The following is a 13,792-nucleotide window of genomic DNA, read 5'->3' as shown; positions in this document are numbered from 1 at the left end:
GGACAAGGCAAGAGCACTCCCAATCAAATACACATCTTAATCTTCCCCATCAAGAGCAAGAGCAAGAGCAAGAGCAAGAGCAAGAGCAAGAGCAAGAGCAAGAGCAAGAGCAAGAGCAGGTCAAAGCCTAAGGGCTTTGACACCAAAGCGTAGTGTGTCTAGAAAATCACCGCCGAATAAATCGTGTCGCGCACCAGGGTCGGCGACGCCTCGTTGCTCATCATGATCGCCAGGATCACCACTTCCACCAGCACTGCCGCGAGGGTCAGGATCATCGTGCCGTAGGGGTCGCCCACCTTTTCGGCGAGCAGTTCGGCGTGATGGGCCACGCGCATCGAAGCCATGACAATAAAGCCGATCAGCACCAGGCCACCGAGCAGCGCCGTGGCCTGCCCACTGTGCAGCATCCAGTGTTCCAGCGGGTAGGCCGCGATGGCGGCGATCAGCGCCAGCCACATGAATTTTTCTTGCTTGAGGGATGTGAGCATTGCGGGCCTTTTCGAGCGGCGATTCAGTCATTGATGGGGTACAGACTGCAGCGAATCGCTAACGTTTCGTTACACCTTAGTTCATTCACCCACTGGCACAGGCACGAAGAATGCTTACCGCTCGGTCAGGTTTTACCGATTATTTGCGCCCTGGCCTGTAGAATGTTGCCATTGCACCTGATGAGAACGCACACATGTACGACTGGCTAAACGCCCTGCCCAAGGCTGAACTGCACCTGCACCTGGAGGGTTCGCTGGAGCCCGAGCTGCTGTTCAGCCTGGCCGAACGCAACAAGATCGCGCTGCCGTGGAACGACGTCGAGACCCTGCGCAAGGCCTACGCCTTCAACAACCTGCAGGAGTTTCTCGACCTCTATTACAAGGGCGCCGATGTATTGCGCACGTCCCAGGACTTCTACGACCTGACCTGGGCCTACCTGCTGCGTTGCAAGGCGCAGAACGTGATTCATACCGAGCCGTTCTTCGACCCGCAGACCCACACCGACCGTGGCATCCCTTTTGAAGTAGTGCTCAATGGCATCGCCAGCGCGCTCAAAGATGGCGAGCAGCAACTGGGTATCACCAGCGGCCTGATCCTCAGCTTCCTGCGCCACCTGAGCGAAGAAGAAGCGCAAAAAACCCTCGACCAGGCGCTGCCGTTCCGTGATGCGTTTGTCGCCGTGGGCCTGGACAGCTCGGAAATGGGCCACCCACCGAGCAAGTTCCAGCGCGTGTTCGATCGCGCCCGTGGCGAAGGTTTCCTGACCGTCGCCCATGCTGGCGAAGAAGGCCCGCCGGAATACATCTGGGAAGCCCTCGACCTGCTGAAAATCCAGCGTATCGACCATGGCGTGCGCGCCATCGAAGACGAGCGCCTGATGCAGCGGATCATCGACGAGCAGATCCCCCTGACCGTGTGCCCGCTGTCCAATACCAAGCTGTGTGTATTCGACGACATGGCCCAGCACAACATCCTCGACATGCTCGAACGTGGGGTGAAGGTCACGGTGAACTCCGATGACCCGGCTTACTTTGGCGGGTATGTCACCGAAAACTTCCACGCGCTGCACACCTCCCTGGGCATGACCCAGGACCAGGCTAGCCGCCTGGCGCAAAACAGCCTGGATGCACGCCTGGTCAAGCCCTGACCCCTCCCTGTAGGAGCGAGCTTGCTCGCGAAGGACGCCAACGATAAAGCGTACATCCTGGATGAACGCGGCGCCTTTGAATTGTTCGCGGGCAAGCCCGCTCCTACACAGCTGCCATCCGGGCAATTTCCAGGCGCCCGGTCTCGGTGACCTGCAGTGCGCTCGACTCACTGATCGTCTGCAACCAGCGCGACTGCATGAACAACTGCAACAACCCTGCCCCCAACGCCCCCCCCAGGTGCGGCTGCTGTTCGCTCCAGTCATAACAATCGCAAGCCATCGTCGCGTAACTCTGGTGGGCCAGGGCCTGGGTAAAAATGCCATGCTCGGCCAAATGGCGTGCGCCCAAGGGGGTCACGTGGATCCGCTGCTCGAAGCGTTCAATCCACTTCGCCAACACCATGCGTTGATAAAGTGCCGCGGCCATTTCCCCGCCCAGGTGGTCATGGCAGAGCCGTGCCTGACGCAACAACGCCGGCGCCAGCAATACCGCGACCGACCGGCTGGGCGCACTGCGCGCCACACTGGCCATTGTGGTACTGGCCAATGCATCGACGGCTGCGGCCACATCCGCCGCCGCCATGCGGAAGAAGCGCTTGCGCCCCCGGGCTTCGATACGCAGCAACCCACCCGCCGCCAACCGCGCCAAATGCGCATTGGCCGATGACGCTGACAACCCGGCCAGCATCGCCAGCTCCTCGGACGGCTTGGCCGAACCGTCCATCAACGCCCAGATCATTGCAGTGCGCTTGGGGTCTGCCAGCAAGGTGGCGATCTGGCTGATGCAAGGTGCCTGTTCCATGTACTCACTCCCTGTTGAATCGTTGGTCTGCTCCATTTCGCGCAAAAGTATAAGTGTGTGGGCAGCAGATTCCGTGGCGTCCTACCGCCAAATCAGCGACAGCAGCTGCCTGAAGTTTCCTGAAATCCCTGAGGTTATTGCGTAGTTCCCCTGCGTTCGGGCAATTGCGCGCTCAACTTCCCACAACGTGCCACAAGCATTTCTCGCAAGAGGTTGACCGGTTTACTCAATTGCGCGCGATGGGCACACAGCAGATTGAGCGGTGTGCGTTCACCCTGCAGCTCGGGCAAGAGCAACTGCAGGCGACCAGCCAGCACATCGGCGCTGACATCCAGCCAGGACTTGTAGGCAATGCCCACCCCGGCCACGGCCCAGCGCCGCACCACATCCGCATCGTCACTGAAACGGTCACCGCTGACAGTCAGGCTGATTTCCCGTTTGGCGTCCTGAAACCGCCAATGGTCGTGCACCCGGCTGCCGAGCATATAGAGCAGGCAATTGTGCTGGGCCAGTTCTTCCAGATGGCGGGGCTCGCCATGCCGGGCCAAGTAGCCGGGCGCTGCGCACAGTACCCGACGATTGTCCGGCGCCACCGGCAACGCCACCAGACTCGAATCCTCGGGTTCGCCGTAGCGCAAGGCTATATCCACCGGTTGGCGGAACAGGTCGGCGATCCGGTCGCCCAGCAGCAGGCGCACGCTTAATTGCGGGTGCTCGCGCTGAAACTCGTCCAACCACGGCAGCAACAGGTTCCGTCCGAAGTCCGAAGGCGCCGACAGTTGCAGGACGCCGCTGACATGATCCTGGCCGCTGGCCAGCAGGCGACGGCCTTCATCCAGTTGGCTCAAGGCACCCCGGGCGTACTCTAGAAAGCCTTCGCCCTCGGCGGTCAGGCGCAGGCTGCGGGTGGAACGTGCCAGCAAGCGCGCACCCAACTGTTGCTCAATGCGTTTCAACGCAGCACTGGCCACCGCTGCCGACATATCCATGACCCGTGCGGCAGCCGATAAGCTCCCCAAATCCGCCGCACGCACAAACAACTGCAAATCATCAAAACGCAGCATGAGCACCGCCCCGGGCAATTATCAAAAAAATATTGAAAGAGACTGCTCTTTTAGCGGGTTTTATCTGCAAGAGAAATAGCCAATGATCTACCCATCCCATTCCGTACACCCTGGAACTCGTCATGAAAGCCATCGCCTACTACGCCGCATTGCCGATCAACGACCCCAAGTCCCTGCAAGATGTGCAACTGCCTGAGCCGGTAGCCGGCCCGCGCGACCTGCTGGTGGAAGTCAAAGCCATCTCGGTCAACCCGGTCGATACCAAGATCCGCCAGAACGTCGCCCCGGAAAACGGCGCGGCCAAGGTGCTGGGCTGGGACGTGGCTGGCGTGGTCAAGGCCGTGGGCAGCGACGTCACCCTATTCAAGGTCGGCGACAAAGTGTTTTACGCCGGTTCCCTGACACGCCCGGGCGGCAACAGCGAGTTGCACACCGTGGATGAGCGTATCGTCGGCCATATGCCCCAGAGCCTGGGTTTTGCCGAGGCGGCCGCCCTGCCATTGACGGCCATCACCGCCTGGGAGCTGCTGTTCGAGCGCCTGCAAATTGCTGAAGGCCAGACCGATCAAGGCCAGAGCCTGCTGATTGTCGGCGCTGCCGGTGGCGTAGGGTCGATCCTTACCCAACTGGCTGCGCAACTCACCGCGCTCAAGGTGATCGGCAGTGCCTCGCGCCCGCAAACCCAGGCCTGGGCCAAGGACCTGGGGGCTGATCTGGTGGTCGACCACAGCCAGCCACTGAGCGAAGAACTCAAGCGCGCAGGCCACCCACAGGTGACCCATGTCGCCAGCCTGACCCAGACCGACCAGCATCTGGACCAGTTGGTCGAAGCCCTCGCGCCCCAAGGCAAACTGGCCTTGATCGATGATCCCAAGTCACTGGACGTGCTCAAACTCAAGCGCAAGAGCCTGTCGCTGCACTGGGAGTTCATGTACACCCGCTCGATGTTCGAGACCGCCGACATGATCGAGCAGCACAACCTGCTCAATCGGGTAGCCGAACTGATCGACGCCGGCACCCTGAAAACCACGGTGGGCGAACACTTCGGCCTGATCAACGCAGAGAACCTGCGCCGGGCCCATGCCCTGCTGGAAAGCGGCAAGGCCAAGGGCAAGATCGTGCTGGAAGGCTTCTAAGCCAAGGGCTCTGTCAGTACCGTCTGTTATCTCTGTAGGTAACGGACGGCACCGCTAGTCAGAGACTTGATCCTTGTCATATTTGTGAGCGTATTCGGGTTTATATTGGCCGCCTTTGCCACGCAATCTTTTACGTGAGGAAGTCAGCAATGAAGATCCTGATAAAAGCGTTAGCAAAATCCCAAGGCAACAAATGGCAGGTCCGCCTGGACCACGACGCCTTTACCTTCCGCACTGAAGCCGAGGCCCGCGCCTTCGCCAACACCCTGCAAAACCGCATCCAGGCGCCCCATCGCTTTCCCGAAAGCCAGCAACGCGCTACTGGCTGAAAACGCCGTCAGACCTGCGCTTGCAAGGCTCGCTGCCGTTGCAGGCGCTGGGTCAACATGGCCACCACTACCGCCAACACCCCGCACAAGCTGATGACGATCGACATCGGCATGGCTGTGCCGTCGTGCAATGCGCCGACCAACGATGCCGCCCCCGCGGCCACGCCAAACTGGATGCAGCCCAGCAGTGCCGACGCGCTGCCGGCCCGTGCGCCCTGGCCGTTCATGGCGCACGCCGAAGTGTTGGGCATGATGCAACCCAGGCTGGCAATACACAGGAACAGCGGCACCAGCAGCGGCCACAATGCTTCGGTATGCAAGGCACTGACCGCCAGCAACGCCAACGCCGCTGCGAGGTAGACCCACACCGTGCGGGTCAGCAGAAACGCCGGGCCGCGCTTGGACAGCAGCCGCGCGTTGACCTGGGCCACCAGGATAAAGCCCGCGGCATTGGTGCCGAACAGCCAACCGTAGTGCTCGGCCGGCACGCCATACAGCTTGATAAAGACGAAAGGTGAACCGGCGATGTACGCAAACATCCCGCCAATTGCGATACCGCCAGTCACGGCATACCCCAGGTAGACCCGATCAGCCAGCAGCCGCCCGTATTGGCGCAACGCCCCGGACAGTGGCTGCCGAGGCTGATGGGCCGGAAAACTTTCCGGCAAGCCGACAGCCACCGCCACCCCGGCGCCGACACTGAATACCGTCAACGCTAGGAAGATCGACTGCCAGCCCCACAGGCTGACCATCACCCCACCGAGCATCGGCGCCAGGATCGGTGCCAGCCCGACCACCAGCATCAATTGCGAAAAAACCTTGGCCGAGCCCACCGCATCGCACTTGTCGCTGACCACCGCCCGGGAAATCACCATGCCCGCACACCCGCCCAGGGCCTGGACAAAGCGCGCACCGATCAGCCATTCCAGGGACGGCGCATAGGCGCACGCCAGGGAAGCCACGGTGAACAAAGTGACACCGCTCAACAGCGGGATACGCCGGCCAAAACGATCCGCCAGCGGCCCATAGATCAACTGACCGATCGCCAGGCCCGTGAAGTACACCGCCAGGGTCAGTTGGATATGTTTTTCGTCAGTGCCGAATGCCACGGCCATGGCCGGGAAGCCCGGCAGGTAAAAGTCGATGGCCAGCGGCGCAAATGCGCTCAAGGCCCCCAGAATAAGGATTATGCGAAGGTTCATCAGGCACCCGGTAGAGTCGGCAGCCCGACAGTCTAGCCGCGCTTGGGTGCCTTGAACATTACGTTAGCTCGCTACCTATTAAATAATCAGGCGAGCTTGGCGCTGTAGCCTTCTTCGCTGATCAGGCTGATCACTTCGTCCGGCGATAAACGACTTTCAACGCCGACTTCCTTGGCGGCCAGATTCACATTCACACTGGCCGCCGGGTCCTTGGCCTGTACCGCTTGGGTCACGGCCCGAACGCAGTGGCCGCAGGTCATTCCTTCAACGCTGAATATTTGCATGACATGACTCCTTGAGTGAGGTTGCACCCAGTCTCATCCTTGCCACGATGGCAAGGTCAAGCGCTGAAAACAACCGCCGGGCTGGTATTCCCCGGCGACGTCCGCCAAGCTGCAAGCATCCACGATCTAAACCGGAGAATTCACCATGCGCTGGTCGTTTTTTGGCCTTGCCAGTCTGCTGAGCCTGTTCGCCGCCGTTCCCCAGGCCAGCGCCGCCGAGGACTATGCGGTGCTGATCGTATCCAGGGAGCGCCTGGAAGTGCCCACCAACTGCGAGATTGGCCTGTACGTCAATGACCAACTGGCCGGGCGCCTGTTCCAGGAGCAGGCCACCTCGTTCAACTTCCCGGAAGGCAAGGTCTCGCTGCGTCTCAAGCTGCTGCCGGGCCAGGCTCCAGGCTGCCTGCCGGGGCTATTGGCGCCCAAAGCCCAAGAGATCACGCTGAAAGCCGGCGACGTACGCAAGTTGCGCATTGCCCAGGGCGCGGACGGCATGTACCTCAAGGCCGCCAAGCTCGGTTACTGACCGTTTTTGTAGGAGCGAGCTTGCTCGCGAAGAACGACAACGATGACGCGTATTTACCGGGTAAATGCGGCGCTCTCCAGTTCTTCGCGAGCAAGCTCGCTCCTACAAAAAAACGGTATCAGGGCTTGCCGTGAATTAAGGGGCTTGACCTTCCCCTAAGGTCAAGCTTGATCCTACAGGCAACTTTTCCTGGAGGAACGCCCCATGAATGGATCCACCACCTTCGACCTGCCGATCAGCGGCATGACCTGCGCCAGTTGCGTGGGCCGGGTCGAGCGCGCCCTGAACAAGGTGCCCGGCGTGCAAAGCGTCAGCGTCAACCTGGCCAATGAACGGGCCCATGTCGAGGTGGCGGGCCAGATGGACCCTGCCGTGCTGATCGCCGCCGTGGAAAAAGCCGGCTACACCGCCACCCTGCCGCAAAGCGAAACCGCCACCCAAGCCAGCCAGGAACAGCGTCTGAAACGCGAACGCTGGTCGCTGGTGATGGCCATTGCGTTGGCGTTGCCGCTGGTTTTGCCGATGCTGGTGCAGCCCTTCGGCCTGCACTGGATGCTGCCGGCCTGGGTGCAGTTCCTCCTCGCCACGCCGGTGCAGTTCATTTTCGGTGCGCGCTTCTATGTCGCCGCCTGGAAAGCCGTGCGCGCCGGCGCCGGCAATATGGACCTGCTGGTGGCCATCGGCACCAGCGCCGGGTATGGCCTGAGTATCTACCAGTGGCTAATCGCCCCGGCAGGGGTTGAACCCCATCTGTACTTCGAAGCCTCGGCGGTAGTGATTGCCCTGGTGCTGCAGGGCAAATACCTCGAAAGCCGCGCCAAACGCCAGACCGCCAGCGCCATCCGTGCCCTGGAGGCCTTGCGGCCGGAGCGGGCGATTCAGCTGATCGATGGCCGTGAGCAAGAGGTTGCCATCAGCGCCCTGCGCCTCAACGACCTGGTGCTGGTCAAGCCCGGCGAGCGCTTTCCGGTGGATGGCGAAGTGGTCGAAGGCCAAAGCCACGCCGATGAAGCCTTGATCACCGGTGAAAGCTTGCCGGTGCCGAAACAGCCTGGGGATAAAGTCACCGGCGGCGCAATCAACGGTGAAGGCCGTTTGCTGGTACGCACCCTGGCCCTCGGTGCCGAGAGCGTGCTGGCGCGGATCATTCGCCTGGTCGAAGACGCTCAGGCGGCCAAGGCGCCGATCCAGAAACTGGTGGATAAAGTCAGCCAGGTGTTTGTGCCGACCGTGCTGGTGATCGCCCTCGCCACGCTGATTGGCTGGTGGTTGTACGGTGCACCGCTGGAAACGGCATTGATCAATGCGGTGGCGGTGCTGGTCATTGCCTGCCCTTGCGCACTGGGCCTGGCCACGCCAACGGCGATCATGGCCGGCACTGGCGTCGCGGCCCGCCACGGGATTCTGATCAAGGACGCTGAAGCGCTGGAGCGCGCCCATGAAGTCAGCGCGGTGGTATTCGACAAGACTGGCACCCTCACCTCCGGCGCGCCGAAAATCGCCCATCTGAGGGCAGTGGATGGCAACGAAGCCTTGTTGCTGCAACAGGCCGGCGCCCTGCAACGCGGCAGCGAACACCCCTTGGCCAAGGCGGTGCTGGACGCCTGTAATGATCAAGGTTTGCCGGTTGCCGATGTGAGCGCCAGCCAATCCCTGACCGGACGCGGCATTGCCGGCACCCTGGACGGTCGGCAACTGGCCCTGGGCAATCGGCGCATGCTCGATGAAACCGGCTTGAAGCCAGGTGACCTGGCCGCCAATGCCAGCGCCTGGGAAGCCGAAGGCCGCACCTTGTCCTGGCTGATCGAGCAAAGCCCACAGCTTCGCGTGTTGGGCCTGTTCGCCTTTGGCGACACGCTCAAGGAGGGTGCCCTGCAAGCCGTGCAACAGCTCAAGGCGCGGCATATCAGCAGCCATTTGCTGACCGGTGACAACCGCGGCAGCGCCCGCGTGGTGGCACAAGCGCTGGGCATCGATGATGTGCACGCCGAAGTATTGCCCGCCGATAAAGCCGCCACTGTCGCCGAGCTGAAAAAGACCGGCGTGGTGGCCATGGTCGGCGACGGCATCAACGATGCGCCGGCCCTGGCCGCAGCAGATATCGGCATTGCCATGGGCGGCGGCACCGACGTCGCCATGCACGCGGCCGGCATCACCTTGATGCGCGGCGATCCGCGCCTGGTGCCCGCGGCCCTGGAAATCAGCCGCAAGACCTACGCGAAAATTCGACAGAACCTGTTCTGGGCCTTTGTGTATAACTTGATCGGCATTCCGCTGGCCGTATTCGGCCTGCTCAACCCGGTATTGGCCGGCGCCGCCATGGCCCTGTCCAGCGTGAGCGTGGTCAGCAATGCGCTACTGTTGAAAACCTGGAAACCCAAGGATCTGGAGGATCACCGCCAATGAACATCGGCCAGGCAGCCCGGCAAAGCGGCTTGAGCGCCAAGATGATTCGCTATTACGAGTCGATCAACCTGCTCAAGCCAGCCCATCGCAGCGACAGCGGCTATCGCCTGTATAACGACGACGACCTGCACACCCTGGGCTTTATCAAACGCTCGCGAGACCTGGGGTTTTCCCTGGAGGAAGTCGGCAAGTTGCTGGAGCTGTGGCAGGACCGGCAACGGGCCAGTGCCGACGTGAAAGCGTTGGCTCGCCAGCATATCGAGGAGCTGGATCACAAGATCCGCGAACTGGGGCAGTTGCGCGATACGTTGCAGGACCTGGTGGAGCACTGCCAGGGCGATCACCGGCCCGATTGTCCGATTCTCAAGGAATTGGCGTCGGGGAGCTGTTGCGGATCTAACTGACCGAACGCAAAACCCAATGTGGGAGCTGGCTTGTATGGAGGCTGGCTTGTGTGGGAGCTGGCTTGCCTGCGATGCAGGCACCTCGGTACATCAGTTGCACCGAGGTGATGCTATCGCAGGCAAGCCAGCTCCCACACAAGCCAGCTCCCACACAAACCGGCTCCCACATTTTTAGATCGTCATGAATCTGGCGATCACTGCATCCAAGGCGGCGGCGGTTCTTCCGCCGGTTTGCCCGGTGGTGCATCGTCCGCTGCGCGGATCGCCTGGCGCCGCTCTTCGTCGAGCCGCGCCGCTTCGATCTCACGCATCACGCCGCCGACGTCTGCCAATTCTTCCGGCTCATCGAACTCGCCAGTCAACACACTGGCCGGGTGCAAGGTGCCGGCTTCGTACAGCGCCCACATCTCCTTGGCGTACTTGGTGGTCTTCAATTCCGGGGCAAATCGCCCGAAATACGAAGCCATGTTGCCCACGTCCCGCTCCAGCATGGTGAATGCGTGGTTGTTGCCCGCCGCGTCCACCGCTTGCGGCAAGTCGATGATCACGGGGCCCGTCGGCGTCAACAGTACGTTGAACTCCGAGAGGTCACCGTGCACCAGGCCGGTACACAGCATCAGCACGATCTGCGAGATCAGGAACGCGTGATACTCACGGGCCTGATCCGGCTCCAGCACCACGTCGTTGAGCCTTGGCGCCGCATCACCGTATTCATCGGCCACCAGTTCCATCAGCAATACGCCTTCAAGGAAGTCGTAGGGCTGGGGCACGCGCACACCGGCGCCGGCCAAACGAAACAGAGCCGCAACTTCGGCGTTCTGCCACGCGTCTTCGGTTTCTTTCTTGCCGAACTTGGAACCCTTGGCCATCGCCCGGGCCTGCCGGCTGTTGCGGACCTTGCGGCCTTCCTGGTATTCGGCCGCCTGACGAAAACTTCGTTTATTCGCCTCCTTGTAGACCTTGGCGCAACGTAACTCGTTGCCGCAGCGCACCACATAAACAGCTGCTTCTTTACCACTCATGAGTGGGCGCAGCACTTCGTCGACCAGACCGTCCTCGATCAGGGGTTCAATGCGTTTAGGAGTCTTCATCAGCTTTTATTGTGGGTCCTTTATTACCAAACACGCGTATGGCACTCGTTATACGGCAATCCTCGCACAGCGGGGAGAGGGTAACGAGCCTTGATCTGCTAAAGAATGCATCCAATATGCCAGATTAATCCGACAAAGCCGCTATTGCCCGAGGCGTTCGGATAATAGCCGAGATCAGCGCTCAATGATCGCCGTCACGCCTTGGCCCCCCGCCGCGCAGATCGAGATCAGCCCGCGCCCCTTGCCCGCCGCGTCCAGCAGCTTGGCCAGGTTGGCGACAATACGTCCACCGGTGGCGGCAAATGGGTGCCCGGCGGCCAGGGAACTGCCCTTGACGTTCAGGCGGCTGCGGTCGATTGAGCCCAACGGCGCATCCAGCCCCAGGCGGGTCTTGCAGTAATCGGCATCTTCCCAGGCCTTGAGGGTGCACAACACTTGGGCAGCGAAGGCTTCGTGAATTTCGTAGTAGTCAAAATCCTGCAAGGTCAGGCCATTTCTCGCCAGCAAGCGTGGGACGGCATACACCGGCGCCATCAACAGCCCTTCGGCACCGTTGACGAAATCCACCGCCGCCGCTTCGCCATCACGCAGGTAGGCGAGAATCGGCAGGCCACGTTCCTTGGCCCAGGCTTCGCTGCCCAGCAACACCAGGGAGGCGCCATCGGTCAGTGGCGTGGAGTTGCCAGCGGTGAGAGTGCCCTTTTCACTGCGCTCAAAAGCCGGTTTGAGGCTGGCGAGTTTCTCCAGGGTCAGGTCCGGGCGCAGGTTGTTGTCACGGGTCAGGCCCAGGAACGGCGTGAGCAAATCGTTGTGCCAGCCCTCGGCATAGGACGCGGCCATTTTCTGATGGCTTTCCAGGGCCAGTTGGTCCTGCTCGGCGCGGGGAATCTGCCAGGTCTGCGCCATCAATTCGCAATGCTGGCCCATGGACAGGCCAGTACGCGGCTCGCCATTGCGCGGCAACTCCGGCTTGAGGTGCTGGGGACGAAGTTGTAACAGGACTTTTAATTTATCCGCCATGGATTTGCTGCGATTGGCTTGCAGGAGGATTTTGCGCAGGCCCTCATTCACTCCGATGGGCGCGTCGGAAGTGGTGTCGACACCACCTGCAATCCCGCATTCGATCTGCCCCAAGGCAATCTTGTTGGCCACCAGCAGCGCCGCTTCCAGCCCGGTGCCGCAGGCCTGTTGAATGTCGTAGGCCGGGGTTTGCGGCGACAGGCGCGAGCCCAGCACGCACTCACGGGTCAGGTTGAAGTCCCGCGAATGCTTGAGCACCGCACCTGCAGCCACTTCGCCCATGCGCAGGCCGTGCAGGTTGTAGCGCTCGATCAAGCCTTCCAGGGCAGCCGTCAGCATCGCCTGGTTACTGGCCGTGGCGTAGGGGCCATTGGAACGGGCGAAGGGGATACGATTACCGCCAATGATCGCGACACGGCGCAACTGAGTCATGGAAAGCTCCCTGTTAGGTGGTAGGTGCAATCCTGAGCCTAGACTAGGAACGACTGTCACCTATTGATGGTCCACCCTTTGAACCCCAGCAGCCGGAGAGCGTTCCATGTCTGACCGTTATATCGACTTCGCCAACTCAAGCCTTGGCCACCGCGTGGTCTCGGCCATTGGCCTGCCGTCCCCGGTACGCCTGGAGCGCTGGCAAGCCGGGCGCCTGCGCCCGGTGGAAGGCGCCCTGCTGTTGGGTGGCGGCCCGCTGGCGGCCCAGGTGCTGGGATTTGCCAATAAACTCACCGAGGCCATCTACAGCTACGGGGCCGAGCCGCTCAAGGCCACGCCCTGGATCCCCGGGCATGGCCCCAAGCTCAAGGCGGTGCTGTTCGATGCCAGCCATTTGCAACACACCGACCAACTCAAGCAACTGCGCGAGTTCTTCCAGCCGCTGCTGAAAAATCTCGATCACAGCGCGCACCTGGTGATTCTCGGCCGCGCCCCGGAAAGCCTCAGCGATCCATTCGCCGCCAGTGCCCAGCGGGCCCTCGAAGGCTTCAGCCGGTCGCTGGCCAAGGAGCTGCGCAACGGCGGCACCTTGCAGTTGCTGTATGTCGGCGAAGGCGCCGAAGCACAGTTGGAAGGCGCGCTGCGGTTTTTCCTCTCGCCGAAAAGCGCCTATATCTCCGGGCAGGTGCTGCGCCTGAGCGCCTGCCCGACCCAAGTGCATGACTGGACGCGCCCACTGGCCGGGCTCAAGGCCCTGGTGACCGGGGCTGCCCGAGGTATCGGCGCTTCAATTGCCGAAACCCTGGCCCGGGACGGTGCCGAAATTGTGTTGCTGGATGTGCCGCAGGCCAAGGCCGATCTCGACGCCCTCGCCGCACGCTTGGGCGGGCGTGGCATTGCCCTGGATATCTGCGCCGATGACGCCGCCACGCAACTGATCGAACAATTACCAGATGGCATCGACATCGTGGTGCACAACGCCGGGATCACCCGCGACAAGACCCTGGCCAATATGACCCCGGAATACTGGGACGCCGTATTGGCGGTCAACCTCAACGCCCCACAAGTGCTGACCAAGGCCCTGCTCGACAGCGGCACCCTGCACGACAACGGCCGCGTGGTGTTGCTGGCTTCGATCAGCGGCATCGCCGGCAACCGCGGGCAAACCAACTACGCCGCGAGCAAGGCCGGGCTGATCGGCCTGGCCCAGGCCTGGGCGCCGCTGCTGGCGCAACGGGGCATCAGCATCAACGCCGTGGCCCCGGGCTTTATCGAAACCCAGATGACTGCACATATTCCTTTCGCCTTGCGTGAAGCCGGGCGGCGCATGAGCTCCCTGGGCCAGGGCGGTTTGCCGCAGGATGTTGCCGAAGCGGTAGCGTGGCTGGGCCAACCGGGCTCAGGTGCGGTCAGTGGCCAGGCGTTGCGTGTATGCGGGCAAAGCCTGCTGGGAGCGTAAC

Annotated in this window: 13 protein-coding genes and 1 pseudogene; 7 read left to right on the top strand and 7 right to left on the bottom strand. The window is 61.8% G+C overall.

All coding sequences use genetic code 11. The annotated features are described in order from the left end of the window. Positions 1-164: 164 nt before the first annotated feature. A pseudogene (locus tag BHC62_RS04360) lies at positions 165-488 on the bottom strand (calcium:proton antiporter); the annotation flags it as partial. Between the two features lie 194 nt (positions 489-682). Between BHC62_RS04360 and BHC62_RS04355 the strand changes: the two are divergent. Further along, positions 683-1,636 carry an adenosine deaminase gene (locus BHC62_RS04355; protein WP_029297554.1) on the top strand — a complete coding sequence of 318 codons (954 nt, stop codon included), beginning with the start codon at positions 683-685 and terminating at the stop codon, positions 1,634-1,636. Between the two features lie 103 nt (positions 1,637-1,739). Here BHC62_RS04355 and BHC62_RS04350 read toward each other — a convergent pair whose 3' ends face one another. Further along, positions 1,740-2,438 carry a helix-turn-helix transcriptional regulator gene (locus BHC62_RS04350; RefSeq protein ID WP_029297555.1) on the bottom strand — a complete coding sequence of 233 codons (699 nt, stop codon included), beginning with the start codon at positions 2,436-2,438 and terminating at the stop codon, positions 1,740-1,742. 134 nt (positions 2,439-2,572) lie between these two features. Further along, positions 2,573-3,502 carry a LysR family transcriptional regulator gene (locus BHC62_RS04345; protein WP_029297557.1) on the bottom strand — a complete coding sequence of 310 codons (930 nt, stop codon included), beginning with the start codon at positions 3,500-3,502 and terminating at the stop codon, positions 2,573-2,575. A 122-nt stretch (positions 3,503-3,624) separates the two neighbouring features. On the opposite strand from BHC62_RS04345, the gene BHC62_RS04340 reads away from it, so the two are divergent. After that, positions 3,625-4,638 carry a zinc-binding alcohol dehydrogenase family protein gene (locus BHC62_RS04340; RefSeq protein ID WP_029297560.1) on the top strand — a complete coding sequence of 338 codons (1,014 nt, stop codon included), beginning with the start codon at positions 3,625-3,627 and terminating at the stop codon, positions 4,636-4,638. A gap of 149 nt (positions 4,639-4,787) precedes the next feature. After that, positions 4,788-4,967, top strand: a complete 180-nt coding sequence (locus BHC62_RS04335) for a hypothetical protein (protein ID WP_029297561.1) — start codon at positions 4,788-4,790, stop codon at positions 4,965-4,967. Between the two features lie 8 nt (positions 4,968-4,975). On the opposite strand, the gene BHC62_RS04330 is transcribed toward BHC62_RS04335, so the two are convergent. Together BHC62_RS04330 and BHC62_RS04325 are read right to left on the bottom strand one after the other, a co-directional pair. Continuing rightward, a complete protein-coding gene (locus tag BHC62_RS04330) occupies positions 4,976-6,169 on the bottom strand; it encodes a multidrug effflux MFS transporter (protein WP_029297563.1) in 1,194 nt (397 codons plus the stop codon). An 86-nt stretch (positions 6,170-6,255) separates the two neighbouring features. Beyond that, positions 6,256-6,453, bottom strand: a complete 198-nt coding sequence (locus tag BHC62_RS04325) for a heavy-metal-associated domain-containing protein (RefSeq protein WP_029297565.1) — start codon at positions 6,451-6,453, stop codon at positions 6,256-6,258. Between the two features lie 145 nt (positions 6,454-6,598). Here BHC62_RS04325 and BHC62_RS04320 point away from each other — a divergent pair, with 145 nt between their 5' ends. The 3 genes from BHC62_RS04320 to cueR all read left to right on the top strand — a co-directional run bounded on the left by BHC62_RS04320 (position 6,599) and on the right by cueR (position 9,789). Then, positions 6,599-6,979: a hypothetical protein gene (locus BHC62_RS04320; RefSeq protein WP_029297567.1), complete on the top strand. Its 381-nt coding sequence runs from the start codon at positions 6,599-6,601 to the stop codon at positions 6,977-6,979. Between the two features lie 204 nt (positions 6,980-7,183). Then, positions 7,184-9,385 (top strand): cation-translocating P-type ATPase, encoded by a 2,202-nt coding sequence (locus BHC62_RS04315; RefSeq protein ID WP_070994317.1) that lies wholly within the window; start codon positions 7,184-7,186, stop codon positions 9,383-9,385. Continuing rightward, complete coding sequence (cueR, locus tag BHC62_RS04310) at positions 9,382-9,789, top strand: Cu(I)-responsive transcriptional regulator (protein WP_029297571.1); 408 nt, start codon at positions 9,382-9,384, stop codon at positions 9,787-9,789. Before BHC62_RS04315 ends, cueR begins: the two co-directional genes overlap by 4 nt. A gap of 194 nt (positions 9,790-9,983) precedes the next feature. Here cueR and BHC62_RS04305 read toward each other — a convergent pair whose 3' ends face one another. Together BHC62_RS04305 and BHC62_RS04300 are read right to left on the bottom strand one after the other, a co-directional pair. Further along, the gene (locus BHC62_RS04305; protein WP_029297573.1) at positions 9,984-10,880 is read right to left on the bottom strand and encodes a PA4780 family RIO1-like protein kinase; all 897 of its coding nucleotides are present in this window, start codon (positions 10,878-10,880) and stop codon (positions 9,984-9,986) included. A gap of 174 nt (positions 10,881-11,054) precedes the next feature. After that, on the bottom strand, positions 11,055-12,332 hold the full coding sequence (locus BHC62_RS04300; RefSeq protein WP_070994316.1) for an acetyl-CoA C-acetyltransferase: 1,278 nt from the start codon (positions 12,330-12,332) through the stop codon (positions 11,055-11,057). A 106-nt stretch (positions 12,333-12,438) separates the two neighbouring features. On the opposite strand from BHC62_RS04300, the gene BHC62_RS04295 reads away from it, so the two are divergent. Next, a complete protein-coding gene (locus BHC62_RS04295; RefSeq protein ID WP_029297577.1) occupies positions 12,439-13,791 on the top strand; it encodes a 3-oxoacyl-ACP reductase in 1,353 nt (450 codons plus the stop codon). The last annotated feature ends 1 nt before the right edge of the window (position 13,792 follow it).

The organism is Pseudomonas sp. 06C 126 (assembly GCF_001855215.1).
Classification (GTDB): Bacteria; Pseudomonadota; Gammaproteobacteria; order Pseudomonadales; family Pseudomonadaceae; genus Aquipseudomonas; species Aquipseudomonas proteolytica.
The sequence above is the reverse complement of the archived record's forward strand: the minus strand, read 5'-3'. Positions and strand labels throughout refer to the sequence as shown.

Excerpts from the sequence above, each read along its gene's own strand:
- BHC62_RS04315 (WP_070994317.1), top strand. The coding sequence starts at position 7,184 with ATGAATGGATCCACCACCTTCGACCTGCCGATCAGCGGCATGACCTGC.
- BHC62_RS04320 (WP_029297567.1), top strand. The coding sequence starts at position 6,599 with ATGCGCTGGTCGTTTTTTGGCCTTGCCAGTCTGCTGAGCCTGTTCGCC.
- BHC62_RS04340 (WP_029297560.1), top strand. The coding sequence starts at position 3,625 with ATGAAAGCCATCGCCTACTACGCCGCATTGCCGATCAACGACCCCAAG.
- BHC62_RS04350 (WP_029297555.1), bottom strand. The coding sequence starts at position 2,438 with ATGGAACAGGCACCTTGCATCAGCCAGATCGCCACCTTGCTGGCAGAC.
- BHC62_RS04300 (WP_070994316.1), bottom strand. The coding sequence starts at position 12,332 with ATGACTCAGTTGCGCCGTGTCGCGATCATTGGCGGTAATCGTATCCCC.
- BHC62_RS04355 (WP_029297554.1), top strand. The coding sequence starts at position 683 with ATGTACGACTGGCTAAACGCCCTGCCCAAGGCTGAACTGCACCTGCAC.
- cueR (WP_029297571.1), top strand. The coding sequence starts at position 9,382 with ATGAACATCGGCCAGGCAGCCCGGCAAAGCGGCTTGAGCGCCAAGATG.
- BHC62_RS04335 (WP_029297561.1), top strand. The coding sequence starts at position 4,788 with ATGAAGATCCTGATAAAAGCGTTAGCAAAATCCCAAGGCAACAAATGG.
- BHC62_RS04305 (WP_029297573.1), bottom strand. The coding sequence starts at position 10,880 with ATGAAGACTCCTAAACGCATTGAACCCCTGATCGAGGACGGTCTGGTC.
- BHC62_RS04345 (WP_029297557.1), bottom strand. The coding sequence starts at position 3,502 with ATGCTGCGTTTTGATGATTTGCAGTTGTTTGTGCGTGCGGCGGATTTG.
- BHC62_RS04325 (WP_029297565.1), bottom strand. The coding sequence starts at position 6,453 with ATGCAAATATTCAGCGTTGAAGGAATGACCTGCGGCCACTGCGTTCGG.
- BHC62_RS04330 (WP_029297563.1), bottom strand. The coding sequence starts at position 6,169 with ATGAACCTTCGCATAATCCTTATTCTGGGGGCCTTGAGCGCATTTGCG.
- BHC62_RS04295 (WP_029297577.1), top strand. The coding sequence starts at position 12,439 with ATGTCTGACCGTTATATCGACTTCGCCAACTCAAGCCTTGGCCACCGC.